The following is a 21,370-nucleotide window of genomic DNA, read 5'->3' as shown; positions in this document are numbered from 1 at the left end:
CATGCGCAAGTTAGTTGATTGTGGAAATTTCTAAATTTTTCTAGGATGGAATTGTAGAGCCGATTGGAATGGAGGTAGCGAATGATACTGGAGATGAAGGGAATCTCGAAAGCCTTTTACGGAGTGAAAGCGCTTCAGGACGTGGCGTTCGATTTGCGCAAAGGCGAAGTTCACGCGCTTGTCGGCGAGAACGGAGCGGGCAAGTCTACGCTCATGAAAATATTGGCGGGCATACACGCTCCGGATGAGGGGGAAATCGTCCTCGGAGGGAAACCGGTCGCGATCGGATCGCCGCACCAATCCCAAAAGCTCGGAATTTCGATTATCCATCAGGAACTGAATCTGATTCCCCATATGTCGGTCGCCGAGAATTTATTTCTGGGGCGGGAGCAAACGATCGCGGGACTATTCTCGAACAAGAAGGGAATGGTCAGCCAAACGAAGCATCTGTTGGACCAATTCGGCTTAAAGCTGAATCCCAACGAATTGATAGCTAGGCTGAGCATCGGAGAGAGGCAAATCGTCGAAATTGCGAAAGCGCTTTCCATGGATGCCGAAATTCTGATCATGGATGAGCCGACGGCGGTACTGGAGGAACGCGAGGCCAATCAGCTCTTCGAGCTGATCCGGCGCTTCAAGCGGCAAGGCGTATCTATCGTATATATCTCCCACAGGCTGCATGAACTGAAGGGAATATGCGATCGGATCACGATCCTGCGGGATGGCCGTCACGTAACGACGACGGAATTGGACGGACTGTCGGAAAGGGAAATCGCGAACTTGATGGTGGGCAGGGAATTGAAAGAAATGTACCCGGTACATAGCGGAGAGATCGGGGAGGAACTGCTTAAAGTAGAAGGGCTTACCCGTTCTCCCCATTTCGAGGATGTCGATTTTCACGTGAGACGGGGAGAGATCGTCGGTTTCGCCGGGCTGATCGGAGCGGGGAGAACGGAGCTCATGCGAACTTTATTCGGGGACTGGAAGGCGGAGAGAGGATCCGTGTACTGGAAAGGGGAAACCGTTCGCATTCGTAATCCCGAGGAAGCGGTGAAGCTCGGGTTGGGCTTCGCGACGGAAGACCGCAAAGGCACGGGATTGGTTATGGAAATGAATTTGACCCGCAACATGACGCTTGCCAATCCGGCCAAGATCAGCCGTTGGAACTTAATTAGAAGCCGTCACGAATCGCGAGTCGTGATGGAGAAAATTCAAGAAATGAACATCAAGGCGAGTTCTCCGGCCGCTCCGATCAAAAATCTGAGCGGGGGCAATCAGCAGAAGGTCGTCATCGCCAAATGGCTCGTTTCGGAAACGGAACTCTTCATTATGGATGAGCCTACCCGGGGAATCGACGTCGGCGCGAGAAGCGAGATTTACAATTTGATCGTTCGGTTCGCGGCGGAAGGAAAAGCGGTTATCGTCGTTTCCTCCGAGCTGCCGGAGCTGTTGGGACTCTGCGATCGGATCTACGTCATGCACCGCGGCCGGTTAAAGGGCGAGCTCAGCGGCGAGGAAGCGAACGAACAGAATATCATGGCCATGGCAACCGGCCTTTAAAAACAAAAGGGGGAAATACCCGATGTCCGCGGCAACGGAAACCGAATCGAAGAGCCCGTCAACCGGGATGCGTCTAGGCAAGGTTCTATGGGATCAGTATAGCGTCATCTTCGCTTTCGTCGTATTAGTGGCGCTAGCCGCCGTATTAAACGAACATTTTCTCGATATCGGCAATATCACCAACGTGCTTCGCCAAGTGTCCATCGTGGGCATCTTGTCTCTGGGAATGACCTTCGTCATCATTCTCGGGGGGATCGATCTATCGGTCGGCTCCGTGCTCGCTTTCTCGGGCACCGTGATCATGGCGGCGCAAGTGACATACGAGCTTCCGATCTGGTTATCTATCGTTCTAGGTCTAGTTGCGGGCGCATTGCTCGGAATCATCAATGGCTTCGTCATAACTTACGGCAAAATCACGGCATTCATCGCAACGCTTGCGATGATGACGATTGCAAGGTCGTTGGCGCTTTATTACGCGGACGCAGGAGCCATTTCCGGCTTCGACTCTTCCTATAGCAAGATAGGCAACGAATACATGGCTGGCATTCCGATACCGGTGCTTATTTTCGGGGGCATATTCATCCTGAGCTACGTCGTGCTCGAGAAAACGGTGTTCGGCCGTCATATTTACGCGGTTGGAGGAAATACGCAGGCGGCGAGATTGTCTGCGATCTCCGTGTTCAAAGTAACGATTTTGTCTTACGTCATTTGCGGGATAACCGCAGCGATCGGCGCCGTCATCGAAACGTCGCGACTGAATTCCATCAGTACGTCCAGCTCGGGCCATATGTACGAATTGGACGCGATCGCCGCTGTAATCATAGGTGGGACCAGCCTTTCCGGAGGGCGGGGTCGCATCGTCGGCACCTTGTTCGGGGTACTGATCCTCGGAGTACTGAGCAATATCATGAACCTGTTGAACATTTCACCATACTTGCAGGGGGTGGTCAAAGGCTTAATCATTATCGCGGCGGTATTGCTTCAGAAGCGCGATTAACGAGACAAAAGCCGTCGTAAGCAAACGCAATGAAACCAACAAATTTGGGAGGGTCATTCCGATATGAAGAGAAAGTCGTTTACGATGTTAGCAATCATAATGATATTGTCCGTCGCATTGGCAGCTTGTAACAGCAAGAACGAACAATCGAGTCCGAGCTCGAGCGAGCCCGCTACCGCTTCGGGGGAACAAGCGAATGCCGCCGGCGGCAACTACACCATCGGCATCTCGCTTCCCGCGGCGGATCATGGCTGGATGGGGGCTTTGATCAGCAATACAAAGACGGAAGCCGAGAAGCATAAGAACATCGAATCTATCGTCTATACGGCCAAGGATCCGGCCAAGCAAACTTCGGATATCGAGGACCTGATTACGAAGAAGGTAGACGCCATAGTGATGCTGCCGATCGAATCCGCGGCTTTGACGCCGGCGGCCGAGAAGGTGGCAAAGGCCGGCATTCCTCTTATCGTTATCGATCGCGCCGTCAACTCGGAGAGCTATCGCCTTTACATCGGCGGGGATAACTACGGCATCGGATACGGCGACGCCAAGTACCTGGTCGAAGATCTGATCAAGCGCAACGGCAAGGCGGAGGGTAAGGTCGTGGAAATTAGCGGCGTGCCTTCGTCCGTTACGGATCTGCGGTCCAAAGGATTCCGCGATTACATCAAGGATTATCCGGACGTTCAGATTATCGCGTCCCAGCCGGGAGATTTTACCCGCGAGAAAGCGTTAAAAGCGATGGAGAACATTTTGCAAGCGAACAAAGAAATCGATGCCGTGTATTCCCAAGACGACGATATGACCGTCGGGATCGTGCAAGCGATCAAGGACGCGAAGCGGGAAGACGAAATGTTCATCGTCAGCTCCGGCGGCATGCAGGAAATCTTCAAGATGATGAAGGAGAAAGCAAAGCCTGAGGTCGTCGTTTCCTTGACCTATTCGCCGACGATGGGCGGCTCGGCCGTAAGCCTGGCAACGTTGATCCTCGAAGGCAAAGGGATCCAAGGCTTATGGGAGAAGAGCGTCCCGCATCACATCGTGCTCGAGGCCACGCCGGTAACTCCCGACAACGTAGATAATTTCCTTGATCCCGATTCCAAATATTAATATAAAAAGAACAAAATCGGGAAGTGTAATAAAGGTTGAACTAAAGTAAACTGTATACGCCGGAAGTGGAGCTTCACGCGGCGAGTCGCTTTTTGCCGGCGGCTCGCTTTGCTTTTGCAAATTAAGGGTAGCGAACGGCAAGCGTTTTCAGGTAAAATATAGCTAGGCTTAGAATGAACACGCGTACATAGAATGTGCGAAGAATGACGATACGAACAAGAAAGGTTTGGTGGATAACCAGTGAAATCAGGAGTATTTATCGTACTTTTCGGCCAACAATCCTTCGAACAGGCGTTGGATACCGCTAAAGCCGCGGGGCTTCAATCCGTGGAAATCGGAACGGGAGCTTATCCCGGCACCTCTCACGTTAACGCGAAAGCTGTATTGAACGACGAAGCAGCCGTTCGCGCCATCCGCGATGCGGTCGATTCCCGCGGCCTGACGATCAGCGCTCTTAGCTGCCATGGCAATCCGCTGCACCCGGATGCCGCCATCGCCAAACCGCATCACGAAGATTTCGTAGCTACCGTCCAATTGGCGGAGAAGCTTGGCGTCGATACCGTAATCACGTTCTCGGGCTGCCCGGGCGATTCCGAAGGCTCCAAGTACCCGAACTGGGTTACGTGCCCTTGGCCGGAAGATTTCTTGACTATCCTTGAATGGCAATGGAAAGAGGTCGCCATTCCTTATTGGAAAGAACAATCGGAGTTGTGCCGCAAGCACGGCGTCAAAGTCGCGATCGAAGCGCATCCGGGCTTCCTCGTGTACAACACGGAGACGGCTCTTCGCCTTCGCCGCGAAGCAGGCGATAATATCGGAGTTAACTTCGATCCGTCGCACTTGTTCTGGCAAGGCATGGATCCGATCGAGTGCGTCAAGGCTCTCGGCGATTCCATTTACCACGTTCATGCCAAAGACACGAAAATCGACAAACGCAACGTCGCGCTTAACGGCGTTCTCGATACTAAGCATTACGGCGACATCCTGAATCGTTCCTTCGTGTTCCGCACGGTCGGGTACGGACACGACGACGAGTTCTGGAAAGACCTTGTCAGCGTGCTGCGCCTCGTCGGCTACGAAGGCACGATCAGCATCGAGCACGAAGACGGCATCATGAGCGTGAACGAAGGCTTCAACAAAGCCGCTAGCTTCCTCAACTCGCTTATTCTGAAAGAAAGCGCGGGTGAAATGTGGTGGGCGTAAACAAAAAGAAAATCAACGTAGGCATGGTGGGCTACAAGTTCATGGGCAAAGCCCACAGCCACGCTTACAAAGACGTAGGCATGTTCTTCGATACGGCGGCCGACGTCGTCATGAAAGCGATCTGCGGACGCGACGAGAACGGGGTTAAGGAAGCGGCCGACAAATTCGGCTGGGAATCCTACGAGACGGACTGGCGGAAAATGATTGCCCGCGAGGACATCGATTTCGTGGACATTAACGCCCCAAGCGACGCTCACAAGGAAATCACGCTTGCGGCCATCGCCGCCGGCAAGCACGTATTCTGCGAAAAGCCGCTTGCGCTTAACTTGGCCGACGGCCGCGAAATGCTGGCGGCGGCGGAGAAAGCGGGCGTGAAGCACGCAATCTGCTTCAACTACCGTTTTCTGCCCGCGGTTCAACTGGCGAAACAAATTATCGACGAAGGTCGCTTAGGCGAAATTCATCACTATCGCGCGACTTATCTACAGGATTGGCTCGTCGATCCTAATACGCCGTTGGCGTGGCGCTTGAAGAAGGAAGTCGCCGGCTCCGGAGCTCATGGCGACATCAACGCGCACAGCATCGATCTTGCTCGCTTCTTGATCGGCGAATTCGACCGCGTGGTCGGACATAACCGTACTTTCGTGAAAGAGCGTCCGCTCTTGACGGGTTCCGCCGGCGGTTTGTCCGGAGGCGGCGCTTCTACGGAGAAGGGCGAAGTCACGGTGGACGACGCTACCGGTTTCCTTGCGGACTTCAAGAACGGCGCGATGGGCATGTTCGTCGCTTCCCGCTTCGCGGCGGGCCGCAAAAATCATAATACGTTCGAAATCCACGGAAGCAAAGGAACGATCCGTTGGGATCTCGAGAAGCTGAACGAGCTGGAAGTGTACTTCCGCGAAGACGAGCCTAACCTGGCCGGTTTCCGCCGCATTCTGGCGACGGAGCCTTCGCACAAATACGCCGGCAACTGGTGGCCGACCGGTCACATTATCGGATACGAGCATGCATTCGTGCATATCGTCTATGAGTTCATCCAGCATATGACGACGGATTCTCCGTTCACTCCTACGTTCCTCGACGGCGTCAAATGCCAAGAGGTACTGGAAGCGGTAGATTTGTCGATCGAGCGCGGCGCTTGGGTAAGCGTCGACGAGGTGTAATCGACTAGTCGCATCATCGATAACGAATTTAGAACCGCCTTTCTCGTCTTAGACGCAGAGGCGGTTTTTTTCGCGATTATTTCATATGCGGTTTACATCCGCAAAACTTATTTTACATAAATATACATTTGTTCTCGATCTCCAATTACATTTTCCCTTTATGCTAATTTATGGATAATCTATTTTCTATTGAGGAGCGAGTTTATGGACAAGCAAATGGATCGTCGCACGTTTTTATCGTACCTGGGCACTGGCGCAACGGCGCTTGCGGCTGCAACGGCTGGATTAGGTTTGCTTGAAGGCAAAGCATCTGCGGCTTCCAAGACGGCCGATCACCTATTCGGATTCAATTCCAATAGGGTCAGCGGTCACTTCGATCCCATCGCTCCCTCGAACGAAGACAAGCTCGTTCTTCCTAAAGGCTACAGGTATGACGTAGTGGCCGCTTTCGACGACGTCATCAACCAAGCGGGCGACAAATTCGGCCAAGGATGCGATTACAACGCGTTCCTTCCCATCAATGGCGCAAACCATCGGGGACTTCTAGCGACCAATCACGAGTATACGAATATTTTTCTCCATGGTCCGTTGAAGGACGGCAAGATGAATGCGGATCAAATCAAGCAAGCCCTATATTATCAAGGCATGTCCGTCATCGAAGTATTCCGCGACACCGACGGCTCTTGGAAAATGGACAAGTCCTCCGCGAACGCCCGTCGCATTAACGGGTTCACGAAGTTCGAATTGACGGGTCCTGGGAAAGGCTCCGCGGCACTAGGCGGAAATACTTCCGTAACCGGTACGTTCGCCAATTGTTCGGGTGGGGTGACGTTGTGGAATACCGTTCTCTCCTGCGAAGAAAATTTCACGGATTTGGCTGCGGCGGCAAGCCTGCCATTAACCCATTACGGTTGGGTCGTGGAGATCGATCCGTTCGACGGTTCGTTCTTGCGCAAGCATACGGCGTTAGGCAGATTCAACCATGAGAACACGGCAATGGGACTTGCCAAGGATGGACGCGTCGTCGTGTACATGGGAGATGATAAGAAGGATGCTTGCATTTATAAGTTCGTAAGCAACGGCAAGTTCGACAAAGCGAAGGGCCGTAACAATTCCGAGCTGTTGGCGGATGGAACGCTTTATGTGGCAAGTTTAAAGAACGGATCATGGATCGCCCTTACGTACGATGCGGTGAAGAAAACGTTGGACAATCCAAGCTTCAAGACGCCGGCGGGACTTAAAGGAACGAAGGAGGACTTCCTTAAGCTGTTCCAGAACCAAGCGGATGTCGTGACGAACTGCCACGAGGCGGCTATTCTTCTCGGAGGCATGCCGACGGACCGTCCGGAGGATATCGAAATTTCGCCGTTCGACAACACCGTCTTTATCTGCCATACGAATAACGATCTGCACGGCAATATTCATGGTCACATCACCCGTATTTTCGAACAAGACGATGACCTGGGAGCGGCTTCGTTCGATTTCGAAATTTTCGCGGCGGGCGGCCGCCAATCCGGCTTTAGTTCCCCGGATAACCTGTCGTTCGACGGAAACGGCAATCTGTGGGTCGTGACGGATATCTCCTCGAGCAGCTTGAACAAAGGGATCTATTCTACATTCATGAACAATGGCCTGTTCGTCATTCCGACATCCGGTCCGAGCCAGGGAGACGCCTTCCAATTCGCTTCGGGGCCGAATGAATCCGAGATGACGGGGCCATACTTTACGCCAGATGAGAAAACGTTGTTCCTTTCCGTTCAACATCCGGGAGAGAATACGACGGATCTGAGTAAACCCACTAGCTTATGGCCGCATCGGTCGGGCGATAAAATTGCCCGTTGCGGCGTCGTTGCCATCAGCGGCTTCCAATTAGGTTGATTCAAGCTCGCGCAAGCGTATCTGACATGCATGACCACTATACTTAAGGAGATGAACCTATGCCATTCGGAAATATCGGTATCGGCGGCCTTATTCTAATTCTGATTATCGCGCTCATCATATTCGGTCCATCCAAGCTTCCCGAGCTTGGCCGTGCCTTCGGCCGAACGCTAAGCGAATTCAAGACGGCGACGCGCGAGATGGTCAACGGTTCCGACGACAAGGATAAGGACGCGAAAGATTCGGACAAGGGCGTTCTTCCGGCAAACGGAGAAGCCCCAGCCAAGTTATCCATCGTCGAGAAGTCGAACGGGTAAGGCGGGGTACGTATGGAAACCTCCACGTCTCTGCCGCAAGATAAGCTCGGCAAAAGCTTCGTAGGCCATTTGGACGAATTGCGAAGCAGGATTATCTTTACTCTTATCGCTTTCATCGTTTCCTTAAGCGGCGCGTTCGTGTATGTCAAAGACATGTATAGATGGCTTGTGAGGGATCTCGAGCAGAAGCTTGCGATACTTGCTCCTTCGGACGTGATATGGGTTTACTTCATGCTTGCGGGCGTCGTCGCGATCGCGGTGACGATACCAGTCGCCGGAATGCAGGTATGGCGTTTCGTTAAACCGGCATTGTCGGCGAAGGAACAGAAGACGACGCTTGCCTATATCCCGGCTCTTGCAATGCTGTTCATCCTCGGCCTATCGTTCGGTTACTTTATTATTTACCCCATGGTGATCGGATTCTTAGAGAAGATGGCGGATGATTTCGAAACGGTATATACGGCCCAGAAGTATTTCGCGTTTATGCTAAACATGACGGTACCGTTCGGTTTTATATTCGAAATGCCGGCGGTCGTCATGTTCCTTACTTCAATCGGGATTCTGAGTCCGAAGCGGCTAGCGAAAGCGAGGAAGCTTTCCTATTTCCTGCTTACGATCACCGCCGTTATGATTACGCCTCCGGATATCGTATCCGACTTACTTGTCGTTGCTCCGCTGTTGTTGCTTTACGAGATCAGCGTGACTCTCTCCAAGTGGGTTTTCCGTAAACGATTCAAGGATAGCGTTATGTAATCTTGCCCCCTTCCTACCGGAGGGGGTTTCTTCATTCCGCGTACATTGGAAAACTTTACCTTCTGTTAACAAAGTTCGAACAAACGCATGACATAAATTTGATAATTTTAATTCAAGGCAATATGGAAGGAAGCCGGATTCTCAATTGAAGAAACGAGGTGCTCGTTCACTTGATTAGTGCCCCAATGATGGCCAGAACAGGCGCCGAACCGCAGCAGGAGTCGAAAGCAACCGTTTCCGATTTTATGCGAAACGACGATCGCCTTACGGAAATCTTCCAACCGATCATCGTACGAGACTGGATGAAGGGATGTCCGGTCATATCGCCAAGCCAACAGAGCGATGCGCTAGTCAATATGTTCCGCAGGAAAAAGCAACTCGATTGCGTAGTCGTATGCGACGAAAGTCATCACCCGATAGGCTTGATCATGAGGGATCGGTTTTTTCGGCTGCTCGGTTCTTTATATGGAATGTCGTTGTTCGGGAATAGGCCGATCTCGGAGCTGATGGATCCGTTGCCGCTAGTCGCCGAATTGACCATAGAGCCGCAGGCGCTAATCGATCAGGCATTATCCCGGGACGAGGTCACCTTCTATGACGCGGTGTTATTAACGGACAAAGGTAAATTCGTCGGCATCCTAACGGTGAACGATTTGCTCAATCTGTCGCGCCTGCTTCAACGAGAAGCGGTCAGCAGGCAGATCCGAACGATTCGGGATTCGGAGTCCATGATCGCGAACATTTACGATTCGGTCGAGAACGTGACGGAAGCTGCGAACGATACCCAGGCGTGCAGCGATCGGATCGCGGAAATCACCGATCAAGGCAGAGACGAGCTGCACGGAATGCTTCAGCTGTTCAAGCTGTGGTCGAGCAATGCCGCCAAGCAGGAAAAGGCGGTAAATCTATTAACCGAAAGAACGAACGCAGCGGACGGAATCATCCGGCTTATCGCGGACCTGGCGGATCAATGCAATTTGCTTGCCGTGAACGCGACGATCGAAGCGGCGAGAGCGGGCGAGCATGGCAAAGGATTCGGAGTGGTGGCGAATGAAATCCGCACCTTGGCGGATCAAACCAAACGGTCGGCGGGTCAGATCACGACTTTGATCAAATCCATGTCCGAAGCGGTTCAAGGAGCGGCTAATTTGGTAGGAGAAGGCAAGAAAGGGGCGGATAACGGATTTGTCCAAGTGAAGAAGACGGAGGATACTTTCGCCCAGTTATGGAGCTCGTCAGAGCTCAATCACGAGGCAGCTTCCAAGCTTATGGTAGCCTCCCGCGAAGCGAAAGAAATATCTAACGAGGTTAGCAAGGAGTTCCACAAGCTCGTCGAGCAAATGAATTCATAAATTTAACAATTCGAATACGAATCCCGAACAGACGCTTTACAATTCGGGACTATACTCACACTAGTAAGTAAAATCTACCATAATCAGAAGGGTGATCAGAGTCGATGTTGCTAAAAAAAGCGTCAATTGTTTCTGTGTTAGCGTTAGCTGTAGGAGTATCCGCAGTGGGGGCGGCTTCAGCGGCAACCGTAACGAAAGCGAGCGCAGTGCAGGTTACGAATTCGACTTACACCGTAAACGGAATTGCGGTTAACCTTGCTACTTTCTTCGAAAAAGGTAGGACTTTGGTATCCCTTCGGGATCTGAGCACGAAACTCGGAGTTAAGCTTCAAGCGACCAAAGGCGTCATTACGGCTACGCTTAAAGGACATACGGTGGAACTGACGGCAAACAGCACCCTGATCAAAGTAGATGGAGCGGAGCAAAAGCTGACTGTACCCGTAAAAAGCGTTAAAGGCGTTACATACGTAGAATTGAAAACATTCGTTCAAGCATTGGGCGGACAATTCGCGAAGGATGCTTCCGGTACGATCTGGATCGATGCCGATTTGCTCGGAAACGTCGATCGTATCCAATGGGTAGATTCCGCTAAATTCATCGCTACGCAAGAAACGGAAACAGGTCGCCTCGATTACTTGGTCGACGCGCAAACGGCTAGTTACGAACAGCTTCGCATCCTGGAAGAAATTTCGGATTTCGTCATCGCGCCGAACGGAGCGAAAGCGGCTTACACGAACAACGCGGGCGAAGTATTCGTTATCGATTTCGCGACGAAGTTGTCGACCAAAGTGAGCGAAGACACTTCCATTAAACCGGAATTGGTCTGGTCCTCCGACAGCTCGATCATCTACTTCCTGCAAGGGGACAAAGGAAGCGTAGTCGCGAAGCTGGATCCGGCGACGGGCACGATTTCTAAAGTTCTCGAAGACAAAGTGGATTATAAAGCGAACCTGGACGTATCCGCAGACGGCAAAACGGTAACTTATACGGTAACGAAGCCGGGTGCCGTAGTCGCTGACGCCAATCTGCCCGTAGAGAGCGACGATGTCGCGATCGACATGAAAGGCACGGAGCCGCAAATCTTCGCATACACGGTCGACCCGTCCATCAAGGACAACAAACCCGCGCAATTGTCGACAACGGCCGATGACAAAGTGTTCATCCATGCTGCCGCAGACGGTTCAAGCGTAGGTTACGTAAGCGTAAGCAGCGAAGATGAAGTTAAATCGACGCTCGTAATCGTTAGCAATGATAAAACGTCAAAAACGTTGTTTACCGAAAAAGACGTGTACCAAGCGGTCGTATCCGGCGGTAAATGGTACTTGTTGACAGAAGGTAACGGATCGAATCAATTCGTTTACGAAGTCGACCCTGCTACCGGCGCAGCGAAGCAACTGTACACCCTGTCCGATACAGTAAGCGAGATCATCGTTAAATCCGGATCGCCGTTCGCCGTAGTGAATGAAGGACGCGTATTCCTGGATATCAACGGACAATGGAAACCAACAACTAAATAATCTATGAGTTAATCAAAGGAGAAATTATCAATGAAATTGTTCAAATCCTTATCCGTCGCCGCTATGGCGATCGCGCTTGTCGCTTCTTCCATCTCTTCTGTAGGCGCAGCAAGCTCCCTGAAAGGCAAAATCGTAATCAACGGCTCTTCCGCTCTTCTGCCGCTAACGCTGCAAGCAGCTAACGAGTTCAAGAAGCTGAACCCGAAGGTCAAAATCTCGGCTTCCGCTGCCGGCTCCATCACGGGTCCGCAATCCGTACGTAAAGGCATCGCGGACATCGGCGCGGTAGATTGGGACGCTTCCACCGACGTTCCCGGCTTCAAGAAGTTCGATGGACAAGTCGCGAACAAAGTAGCCGTTATCCCTTTCGCGGCGGTAGCGAACAAGAATGTCGGAGTCAGCAACCTGACTACGAAACAATTGCAAGACATTTTCTCCGGTAAAGTCACGAACTGGAAAGACGTCGGCGGTTCTGACGCCAGCATCATCGTCGTAAACCGCGCTTTCGGTTCCGGTACTCGCGTTAACTTCCAAATGAAAGCTTTGGCAGGCTCCGAGTTCCTGAGTAAGGGCAGTAACTATAAAGAAGTAAAATCAAGCGGAGACATGAAAACGGCTATCGAAACGACGCCGAACGCGATCGGTTATATCGATCTCGTATACGTAACGAGCAACATGAAAGCTCTGCAAATCAACGGAGTTGCTCCATCCGAAGCAAATGTCATCAACGGAACCTATAAAGTATGGGGCTTCGGATACTTCATGACTAAAGGCAAGCCGGAGGGTGCGGTTAAAGCATTCATCGAATACATTCAAAGCGTTAAGTTCCAAAACGGTTCCCTGAAAAAGCTTAAATTCATCCCGATCTCCGCGATTAAATAATTAAGCACTCCATAGCGATACAAATGGAAGAGGCCAGCATAGCGGACTTCACGCGACGCTGGTTTCTTCCCATTTCAGAGGAGGATATCATTCGTCATGCAACTGGATACTTCGGCTCCAAATCCGGTCATAAGCACGAACTCAAGCGAGCTCGGAGGCAGCATCAAAACCGGTTCCGGTAAATTATTTGATCGGAAAAACAGGCTTTTGTTCTACAACCGCGCATTCAAGATCGCCTGCATCGCAAGCGCGGCTTTCGTTTGTTTGATTTTGTTCAGCATCCTGTTCTTCATGTTCCGCACAGGGGTATTAACCTTCCGGGACGTTTCCCCGATGACCTTCTTTTTCTCCTCCGATTGGTCGCCGGAAAACGAAAGTTACGGGGCGTTCATCTTTATTTTCGGCACGTTCGCGCTTACGATTCTTACGTTGCTGATCTCGGTTCCGTTGTCCATCGTTATCGCGGTATTTTTAGCGGAGGTCGCACCGGGATGGATGAGAAATTTTCTTCGTCCGATTCTGGACTTGCTTGTCGGAATTCCATCGGTCGTGTACGGTTTCCTCGGATTAACGATCTTGATTCCATTGTTAAGGGATATCACGGGTACGAACATGGGTGACGGAATCTTGGCGGCGGCTATCGTGTTAACGATAATGGTGCTTCCGACCATCAGCCGGATAAGCGACGATGCGATTAGCGTTGTTCCAAAGAAATACAGAGACGCTTCGTATGCGCTGGGAGCGACAAGGTTCCAGACGATATTCAAAGTGACGATTCCCGCGGCTAGAAGCGGAATCATGTACGGTGTCATCCTAGGAATGGCTCGAGCAATCGGGGAAACGATGGCAGTCGTCATGGTCATCGGAAATACGCCGCAATTGGCGGATGCTTTATTCAAGCCGACTTCGGTCTTAACAAGCAATATCGTCATGCAAATCGCCAACGTGCCGTTCGATTCCACTTGGAATAACGCGCTGTATATGATGGGCTTCCTATTGCTCGTCATTTCCCTTCTGATGATCGTACTGGTTCGTTTGCTGCAGAGGAAAGGGGCGCACCAATGAAAACGGCAACTTCGGGAACGCGCGGAGCGTTCAGTTCCAACAGAGGGATCAACGATTTCAAAAATCGCATGTTTACCGTATTCGTATGGGGAATATCAGCCTGCATCGTTTTGTTCATCTTGGCTTTGTTGTATTTGATCTTGCAAAAAGGCCTTCCTAATTTGACTTGGGGGTTCATTATGGGCTTGCCAAGCGAAATGGAGGAGGGTGGGGGAATCGGACCGGCTTTGTTCAATTCTTTCTACATGCTGTTCATTTCATTGCTCATTGCCGTTCCTCTAGGCATGTCTGCTGGTATTTACTTGGCGGAATTCGCCCCTAACAATAAGTGGATCGGCTTCGTGAGAATTTGCGTCGAAGGTTTGGCGTCCGTGCCATCGATCATCTTCGGATTGTTCGGAATCGCCCTGTTCGTGGAGATGTTCCAAATCGGTCTTACCATTATCGGGGGAGCGATCAGTCTGGCGTTCCTTAACCTGCCCGTGATGACCCGGGTAACGGAAGAAGCGATCAGATCCGTTCCGAAGGAATTAAAGCAAGCATCCTTTGCCTTGGGTGCGACGCATCTGCAAACGATTCGCCGCGTATTGGTTCCGACTGCGATTAGCGGCATCGTAACCGGAATATGCTTAGTTGCCGGACGAGCGTTCGGGGAAAGCGCGGTTATCATTCTGACGGCCGGCGTAACGACCTCCGGCGAGATGTGGGATTTCAATCTTCTGTCACCGGGCGAGACACTCGCGGTTCACTTGTGGTACGTCCAGTCGGAGGCGATCGTCCCCGATGCGGTTTCGATCTCGGACAAAGCGGCGGCGGTTCTCGTGTTCGTCATTCTTATGTTCAATATCTTGTTCCGGATTCCGCTGTGGATCAAAGATCGTAGAAACAAGCATTAATCGGCGATCGCCTCAAGATTATTGAAATGCCGTTTCCACGATCCGTCTCAGAAGGGCGGGATTCCAGTAGTTGCCCTTCCAGCTTGCATGTATGCTCCATTCCGAGGATTGACCGGGTAGGTCCAAGGATGCTACTCGGTTGGCAGGGTCAGGAAGAACGCTTTTCGGCAAAATAGCGAGTCCAAGTCCGGCGTGAACGGCGCCGAATATCATTTCCACGGAATCGAATATCGCATCGACTTTCATCGTCCAATGCAACTGAGTCCTCCAGAAAGAGACCAGTTGGTGAATCGAGTGCTCCGTATGATCGACGAAGACGTATTTATAGAGATCGTGCGGAGCAAGATCCATCTTGCGGGTAAGATCGTCGTCGACGGGAACAATTAATTGAAGAGGAGATGTCGCAATCTTCTCGTGGAAGAACTCGGAAGAATCTGCAGGCGGTTGTCCGCAGAGAATCAGATCGAGCATTCCGGCTTGCAAGCGTTCAAAGAGCGATTGTTCGCTCCCAGATTCAATGGAAACTCGAATTTCATGTTGGAGTCCCAAGTTCCTTAACCAATTAGATCGAACAAGCGCCGTCATGGCGCAGTCGGTGCATCCGATCCGAAGAAGAGCTCGTTCGTTCTCCCGTAATTCCGTTATCGTCGATTCGGCTTCCGCATAAAGCGAGCTGATACGCGAAGCGTAGGGCAAGAGCATTTTACCCGCCGACGTCAGAAATATTTTCCCTACTTTGGCTTCAAACAACTTAACGCCCCATTCGGCCTCCATCTTTTTCATATGAAAGCTTATCGTTGGCTGTTTCATATGGAGCGCGTTAGCTACAGCGGTCACTTGTTTGTGCCGATCGATTAGGACTAACAGCTTCATTTTTAATAAACTGATGATAAAAACCTCATTTCGGAGAATCGATATACACTTTGTCTATAATATTACCACCATCATAGAAAAAATATATACATTTTTTTCACTGCGTTAACAAAACGAAAACATTAGACTAATGCCTACCTTCTACAATATGAACTGTAAGCAAAAACATATGAGTTGGAAGGGGAACTACAAGTAAATGAAGAAAACGGTAATGTTATTGATGTTGTTGACAGTGATGGTAGCCCTGGCTGCTTGCGGCCAAAATAATAATGGGAACAATGCAGCAAGCAGCAATGCAGGCAGCAGCGAGCCTGCTAGCAGCGAACCCGCAAGCAGCGAGCCAGCAACAAGCGATCTATCCGGATCCTTTCTAGCATCAGGATCTTCTGCTTTGCAACCTCTGGTCGATCAAGTTTCTAAGAAGTTCATGGATGCTAACAAAGGGGTTTCCATTCAAGTACAAGCCGGCGGAAGCGGCACGGGTTTAACTCAAGTGTCCGAAGGCCAATCCCAAATCGGTAACTCCGACGTATTCGCGGAAGAGAAGCTTGATGCGGACAAAGCGGCAGAATTGGTGGATCACCAAGTCGCGATCGTAGGTATGGCTGCGGTTGTAAATCCGGAAGTTACGGTTGACAACTTGACTAAACAACAACTAATCGATATTTTCACGGGTAAAGTAACGAACTGGAAAGACGTAGGCGGCAACGATCAAAAAATTCAAATCGTTAACCGTCCATCGAGCTCCGGTACTCGTGCAACATTCGAAAAATACGCATTGGGTCAAAAATCGGAAGATCTTCAAGGTTCGATCCAAGAAGACGCTTCGGGTACAGTTAAGAAGTTAGTCGGCGAAACGCCGGGCGCAATCGGCTACTTGGCGCTTTCCTACCTGGATGATTCCATTAAAACAGTGAAATACGAAGGTATTGAAGCAACAGTCGATAACATTGCTAACGGTACGTATCCAGTATGGGCTTACGAGCACATGTATACAAAAGGCGAGCCTGATGCGGCAGTTAAAGCTTTCCTTGATTACATGGTGAGCGACGAAGTTCAAAACGCCGACGTAGTAGAACTTGGCTACATTCCTGCAAGCAAAATGCAAGTTAAACGCGATGCAGCGGGTAACATCACGAAGTAATCGAAGTTCCATATCATGAGCCAATCAAGAGGCGAATATTATTTGCCTCTTGATTGTTCTATGTAAAGGGAGAGATTTATGGCTCAGTCGTTCGATCGACAAAAAGCGAAGCCGCATATCGCAGAGGAATGGGTTGGAAAAATAGTTACCCTACTTTGCATTGCGTTACTTATTATCACAATCTTTTCCATTGTCTATTTTGTCGCTTCAAAAGGATTAAGCACGTTCTTCAAAAATAATGTCAATCCGATCGACTTACTTACCGGACTTAAGTGGTCTCCCGAAGGAGAACCGCCATTTTTTGGAGCTCTACCTTTTATTTTCGGTTCATTCAGTACATCAATTCTTGCAGCGTTAATCGCAGCCCCGCTTGGTTTTTGCGCTTCGGTATTCATGGTTGAAATTTCTCCCAAATTCGGACGACGTTACTTACAACCGGTCATAGAATTGCTCGCGGGTATTCCCTCGGTCGTCTATGGTTTTGTCGGATTAAGCGTCATCGTTCCGTTTTTCCGCGACGTATTTCCCGGACAAGGGATCGGGATCGCGGCAGGAGCCCTCGTACTTTCGATAATGATTCTTCCTACAATAACAACGATAGCAACCGACGCGTTGGCCGCGCTGCCCAAAGGGCTGAAAGAAGGCTCCTATGCGCTTGGCTCGACGCGTTGGCAAACCATATATAGAATCGTTCTTCCTACTACGCTTCCGTCTTTGATGACGGGTATCGTTCTCGGCATCGCCAGAGCCTTCGGTGAAGCGCTCGCCGTGCAGATGGTTATCGGGAACGCGCCGCATATTCCACGTTCCTTGTTCGAGTCCGCTTCTACATTAACAAGCGCGATTACGCTTAGCATGGGCAATACGGCAATGGGATCGCTAGCCAATAATGCTCTATGGTCATTAGCTCTCATCTTGATGCTCATGACGTTCGTCTTCGTCTTCATCGTCCGCTTCCTGGAAGGGAGATCGAAATTATGAAAGCAAAAACAGCAGATAAAATCGCGACCGCAGTTATTATAGCCGTCTCGGGATTGATCGTCCTAGTGTTGGCCGGCTTGCTCGGTTACATTCTCATCCGGGGCGTCGGGCATATCAGCTTCGATTTCCTGACTTCGCCGCCCGAAACGATTCGCATAGGCGGAGGTATCGGACCTCAATTGTTCAACTCGATCTTCCTGCTTGTCCTGACTATGATCATAACGATACCGATCGGTTTAGGCGCGGGAATCTACATGAGCGAGTATGCTCCGGCTAATCGGATTACCAACTTTATTCGATTAATCGTAGAAGTACTTTCATCCGTGCCTTCCATTATCGTCGGTCTGTTCGGGCTTCTGGTTTTGGTCAATATGTTTAATTTCGGGTTTTCCTTGTTTTCCGGCGCGTTAGCGTTGACCGTCTTTAATCTTCCTCTGATGGTCCGGATTACGGAGCAAGGACTCAAGGGCGTTCCTCGCGAACAGAAGGAAGCAAGTCTTGCGCTGGGATTGACCAAGTGGAAAACGATTACCTCCGTTATGCTTCCGATCTCGATGCCCGTTGTTCTTACGGGTACGATTCTGGCGGCAGGCCGGGTGTTCGGAGAAGCGGCGGCGTTGCTATTCACTGCGGGCATGAGCTCGCCGCGCTTGGACTTCACGAATTGGAATCCGCTGAGTCCGTTCTCGCCGCTTAATCCTTTTAGACCGGCCGAAACGTTGGCGGTTCATATTTGGAAAATCAATTCCGAGGGCTTGGCGCCGGACGCGTCCCAAATTGCGGCAGGAGCTTCCGCCGTTCTAGTCATTACCGTCCTGTTGTTCAATTTCGGCGCACGTTGGCTTGGGCGCTATATGTACCGCAAATTTACCGCGATCAAATAAGGGGGTACCAGCGTGGAACATATCGGATTGACCGCTAAAGACTTAAGCGTTCATTACGGGGATAGGCCGGCAGTCAAGAAAGTCTCGCTCGATTTCGCCGCCAAGCAGGTCACGGCGCTTATCGGACCTTCCGGTTGCGGGAAATCGACGTTCCTGAGAAGCTTGAACCGGATGAACGACTTAATTCCTAACTGTAAGGTCACGGGAGAAATATGGATACGGGACAAGAATATCAACAGCCCGTCGACGGACGTCGTTTCTTTGCGGCAGAAAATCGGCATGGTCTGGCAGCGCCCGAACCCTTTTCATAAATCGATCTACGAGAACATCGCTTTCGGTCCGCGCTATCACGGCATTAAGAACAAGAAAGCGTTGGATGAAATCGTCGAGCAATCGCTGAAGAAAGCCGCTCTATGGGAAGAGACCAAAGACAGGCTCAACAACTCGGCGCTTGCGTTGTCAGGCGGTCAACAGCAACGGTTGTGTATTGCACGCTCGATAGCGGTCAAGCCGGACATCATTCTGATGGATGAGCCAGCATCGGCTTTGGATCCCGTCTCGACCTCTAAGATCGAGGAGCTCATCGCGGATCTGAAGCGCGATTATTGCATCGTTATCGTTACTCATAACATGCAACAAGCCGCCCGCGTATCCGACAAAACGGCGTTTTTCTTAACCGGAGAAGTGATGGAGTACGACTTGACCCAAAACATATTTACCAATCCGCAGCGACAAGAGACCAGCGATTACATCACGGGGCGGTTCGGATAAATAACACAAGCATTCCATCTGAAAAAGGAGATTGGCTATGAACTCCATTATCGAAATCAACGATTTGGACTTGTTTTATGGAGATTTTCACGCTTTGAAGCATGTCAACATGGAAATTCCGGAGAAGGCCATTACCGCGTTCATCGGACCTTCCGGTTGCGGAAAGTCCACGTTGCTGAGGACGTTCAACCGGATGAACGACATGATCGCCGGTACGCGGATCGAGGGTAAGGTCGAAATCGCGGGGACTGACATCTACTCCAACGAGGTCGACGTGGAGACGCTTCGCAAGCGCGTCGGTATGGTGTTTCAACAGCCGAATCCTTTTCCGAAGTCGATCTACGATAATGTCGCTTACGGCCCTCGATTGCACGGAATCTCCGATCGCAAGAAGTTGGACGAAATCGTGGAAACGAGCTTGCGCTCGGCCGCCTTATGGAATGAAGTGAAAGACCACCTGAAGCGCTCCGCGTACAGTATTTCCGGAGGTCAGCAGCAACGTCTGTGCATCGCCCGCGCTTTGGCCGTCGAGCCGGATATTTTACTTATGGACGAGGCCACATCGGCTTTGGATCCGATCTCCACGCTTAAGATCGAGGAATTGGCGCAGGAGCTTAAGGATCGCTATACAATCGTCATGGTCACGCATAACATGCACCAAGCCGCTCGCGTATCGCAACAAACCGTCTTCTTCCTTAACGGGGAAGTCGTAGAATATTCGGAGACGGAGCAATTGTTCTCCAATCCGACTGACCAGCGCACGGAAGATTATATTAGCGGACGGTTCGGTTGATCACGAGAGAGGATGGTTAAGGACGATGGTTAAACGGATGGAATTGGATCATGGATTGCAGGAAATGACGCAATTGTTGATCGATATGGGAAATCGCGTGGAGAAAGCGTTAGTCGAATCCATGGAAGCATTGAAGAACGGCGATGTCGAAACGAGCAAAAGAATCGTGAAATCCGATTCCGAGTTGAACCAGATCGAAGAGAAGATCAGCGAAATCGGCGCGAAATTGATCGCGACGCAGCAACCGGTCGCCAAGGACCTTCGCCGCATTCTGATCGCATTCAAAATTTCCTCCGACTTGGAACGGATGGGGGATCTATCCGTGGACGTTGCCAAGGTCGTCATTCGTCTCGACGGACAAACCTTGATCAAACCGTTGATCGACCTTCCTAGAATGGCCGAGCTTGTCGCTATCATGATTCAAGAATCCTTGCAATCCTACGTGGACGAGAACGTCGATCTTGCCTATAAGAGCGCGAAGGACGACGATCAGGTCGATGCGCTGTATTCGCAGATCATTCGCGAGCTGTTCGCTCTCATGGTCGAGAATCCGAAGACGGTCGGGCAAGCGATGCTGCTCAGCTTCGTCGGCCGCTACATCGAGCGGATCGCCGATCACGCGACCAACATCGCGGAAAGCGTCGTTTACTTGATGACGGGCAAACGCCCCGATTTGAATCAGTAACTAGTGGTTGAGAAGTATTGATTTATCTATTACAATATTTTCAAATAGCATAACGTTCAGCGAGTGAAGCACACCGCGTTTTTCCCGAGAGGGGAGAGCGCGGTGTTTTGTTTTCCGCGGCGGTATGGAGCATTCACAACGCTATTTGTACCACCTACGAGAGTTTCCGGGACTTTATCGGTAGATATAGGGTTCGGTAGCGTGAAGTCGGAAGAACCGACTATGGCGAGGTGCCGCGGAAGTTTGTGCCTGTAATGGTCGGAAAAACCGACTATGGCGAGGTGCCGCGGAAGTTTGTGCTCGATATGGTCGGGAAAGCCGACTATGGCGAGGTGCCGCGGAAGTTTGTGTTCGATATGGTCGGAAAAACCGACTATGGCGAGGTGCCGCGGAAGTTTGTGCCTGTAATGGTCGGAAAAACCGACTATGGCGAGGTGCCCAAGGTGATTCGATAACGTTATTCCGACGTTATGAAACGCTATTCGGAATTTTGTGAAGATGAGAAGATAACGTGCGGCGTTCGAAGAGGCGCATTTTTACAATGCG

General features: G+C 50.9%; 21 protein-coding genes. 20 read left to right on the top strand and 1 reads right to left on the bottom strand.

The genetic code is table 11. The features are described 5' to 3' along the window. Positions 1 to 81: 81 nt before the first annotated feature. From DFP95_RS19565 to pstA (DFP95_RS19505), 13 genes are all read left to right on the top strand, one after another. Complete coding sequence (locus tag DFP95_RS19565; protein WP_115994378.1) at positions 82 to 1,560, top strand: sugar ABC transporter ATP-binding protein; 1,479 nt, start codon at positions 82 to 84, stop codon at positions 1,558 to 1,560. Positions 1,561 to 1,582: 22 nt separating this feature from the next. Next, on the top strand, positions 1,583 to 2,557 hold the full coding sequence (locus DFP95_RS19560; RefSeq protein ID WP_115994377.1) for an ABC transporter permease: 975 nt from the start codon (positions 1,583 to 1,585) through the stop codon (positions 2,555 to 2,557). Positions 2,558 to 2,620: 63 nt separating this feature from the next. Continuing rightward, a complete protein-coding gene (locus DFP95_RS19555; protein WP_115994376.1) occupies positions 2,621 to 3,667 on the top strand; it encodes a substrate-binding domain-containing protein in 1,047 nt (348 codons plus the stop codon). A gap of 240 nt (positions 3,668 to 3,907) precedes the next feature. Continuing rightward, on the top strand, positions 3,908 to 4,870 hold the full coding sequence (locus DFP95_RS19550) for a sugar phosphate isomerase/epimerase family protein (protein ID WP_115994375.1): 963 nt from the start codon (positions 3,908 to 3,910) through the stop codon (positions 4,868 to 4,870). 23 nt (positions 4,871 to 4,893) lie between these two features. Further along, positions 4,894 to 6,033: a Gfo/Idh/MocA family protein gene (locus tag DFP95_RS19545; protein ID WP_115994446.1), complete on the top strand. Its 1,140-nt coding sequence runs from the start codon at positions 4,894 to 4,896 to the stop codon at positions 6,031 to 6,033. 204 nt (positions 6,034 to 6,237) lie between these two features. Further along, entirely contained in the window at positions 6,238 to 7,911 is a 1,674-nt protein-coding gene (locus tag DFP95_RS19540; protein WP_181907527.1) for a PhoX family protein, read from the top strand. A gap of 59 nt (positions 7,912 to 7,970) precedes the next feature. Further along, the gene (gene tatA / locus DFP95_RS19535; protein ID WP_115994374.1) at positions 7,971 to 8,228 is read left to right on the top strand and encodes a twin-arginine translocase TatA/TatE family subunit; all 258 of its coding nucleotides are present in this window, start codon (positions 7,971 to 7,973) and stop codon (positions 8,226 to 8,228) included. A 12-nt stretch (positions 8,229 to 8,240) separates the two neighbouring features. Beyond that, entirely contained in the window at positions 8,241 to 8,981 is a 741-nt protein-coding gene (tatC, locus tag DFP95_RS19530; protein ID WP_115994373.1) for a twin-arginine translocase subunit TatC, read from the top strand. Between the two features lie 170 nt (positions 8,982 to 9,151). Continuing rightward, the gene (locus DFP95_RS19525; RefSeq protein ID WP_147304189.1) at positions 9,152 to 10,333 is read left to right on the top strand and encodes a methyl-accepting chemotaxis protein; all 1,182 of its coding nucleotides are present in this window, start codon (positions 9,152 to 9,154) and stop codon (positions 10,331 to 10,333) included. Between the two features lie 164 nt (positions 10,334 to 10,497). Further along, positions 10,498 to 11,850: a stalk domain-containing protein gene (locus DFP95_RS19520; protein WP_181907526.1), complete on the top strand. Its 1,353-nt coding sequence runs from the start codon at positions 10,498 to 10,500 to the stop codon at positions 11,848 to 11,850. Between the two features lie 30 nt (positions 11,851 to 11,880). Continuing rightward, on the top strand, positions 11,881 to 12,732 hold the full coding sequence (locus tag DFP95_RS19515; RefSeq protein WP_115994370.1) for a phosphate ABC transporter substrate-binding protein: 852 nt from the start codon (positions 11,881 to 11,883) through the stop codon (positions 12,730 to 12,732). A gap of 96 nt (positions 12,733 to 12,828) precedes the next feature. Further along, positions 12,829 to 13,797, top strand: coding sequence for a phosphate ABC transporter permease subunit PstC (pstC, locus tag DFP95_RS19510; RefSeq protein ID WP_115994369.1), 969 nt, complete (start codon positions 12,829 to 12,831; stop codon positions 13,795 to 13,797). Beyond that, complete coding sequence (pstA, locus tag DFP95_RS19505) at positions 13,794 to 14,693, top strand: phosphate ABC transporter permease PstA (RefSeq protein ID WP_115994368.1); 900 nt, start codon at positions 13,794 to 13,796, stop codon at positions 14,691 to 14,693. Before pstC (DFP95_RS19510) ends, pstA (DFP95_RS19505) begins: the two co-directional genes overlap by 4 nt. 18 nt (positions 14,694 to 14,711) lie before the next feature. Here the strand turns inward: pstA (DFP95_RS19505) and DFP95_RS19500 are convergent, their stop codons facing one another. Beyond that, entirely contained in the window at positions 14,712 to 15,566 is an 855-nt protein-coding gene (locus DFP95_RS19500) for a LysR family transcriptional regulator (RefSeq protein WP_115994367.1), read from the bottom strand. A 196-nt stretch (positions 15,567 to 15,762) separates the two neighbouring features. On the opposite strand from DFP95_RS19500, the gene DFP95_RS19495 reads away from it, so the two are divergent. From DFP95_RS19495 to DFP95_RS19465, 7 genes are all read left to right on the top strand, one after another. Then, complete coding sequence (locus DFP95_RS19495) at positions 15,763 to 16,710, top strand: phosphate ABC transporter substrate-binding protein (RefSeq protein WP_115994366.1); 948 nt, start codon at positions 15,763 to 15,765, stop codon at positions 16,708 to 16,710. Positions 16,711 to 16,788: 78 nt separating this feature from the next. After that, positions 16,789 to 17,691 carry a phosphate ABC transporter permease subunit PstC gene (gene pstC, locus DFP95_RS19490; protein WP_115994365.1) on the top strand — a complete coding sequence of 301 codons (903 nt, stop codon included), beginning with the start codon at positions 16,789 to 16,791 and terminating at the stop codon, positions 17,689 to 17,691. Then, on the top strand, positions 17,688 to 18,575 hold the full coding sequence (gene pstA / locus DFP95_RS19485) for a phosphate ABC transporter permease PstA (RefSeq protein ID WP_115994364.1): 888 nt from the start codon (positions 17,688 to 17,690) through the stop codon (positions 18,573 to 18,575). The genes pstC (DFP95_RS19490) and pstA (DFP95_RS19485) overlap by 4 nt, the downstream gene beginning before the upstream one ends. Positions 18,576 to 18,587: 12 nt before the next feature. Then, positions 18,588 to 19,346, top strand: coding sequence for a phosphate ABC transporter ATP-binding protein PstB (gene pstB, locus DFP95_RS19480; RefSeq protein ID WP_115994363.1), 759 nt, complete (start codon positions 18,588 to 18,590; stop codon positions 19,344 to 19,346). A gap of 37 nt (positions 19,347 to 19,383) precedes the next feature. Beyond that, complete coding sequence (pstB, locus tag DFP95_RS19475) at positions 19,384 to 20,139, top strand: phosphate ABC transporter ATP-binding protein PstB (protein ID WP_115994362.1); 756 nt, start codon at positions 19,384 to 19,386, stop codon at positions 20,137 to 20,139. 25 nt (positions 20,140 to 20,164) lie between these two features. Further along, positions 20,165 to 20,824 (top strand): phosphate signaling complex protein PhoU, encoded by a 660-nt coding sequence (phoU, locus tag DFP95_RS19470; RefSeq protein WP_115994361.1) that lies wholly within the window; start codon positions 20,165 to 20,167, stop codon positions 20,822 to 20,824. Between the two features lie 254 nt (positions 20,825 to 21,078). Then, positions 21,079 to 21,279: a hypothetical protein gene (locus DFP95_RS19465; RefSeq protein WP_115994360.1), complete on the top strand. Its 201-nt coding sequence runs from the start codon at positions 21,079 to 21,081 to the stop codon at positions 21,277 to 21,279. The last annotated feature ends 91 nt before the right edge of the window (positions 21,280 to 21,370 follow it).

Origin of the sequence: Cohnella lupini (genome assembly GCF_003386205.1) — a bacterium.
GTDB classification, from domain to species: Bacteria; Bacillota; Bacilli; order Paenibacillales; family Paenibacillaceae; genus Cohnella; species Cohnella lupini.
The sequence above is the reverse complement of the archived record's forward strand: the minus strand, read 5'-3'. Positions and strand labels throughout refer to the sequence as shown.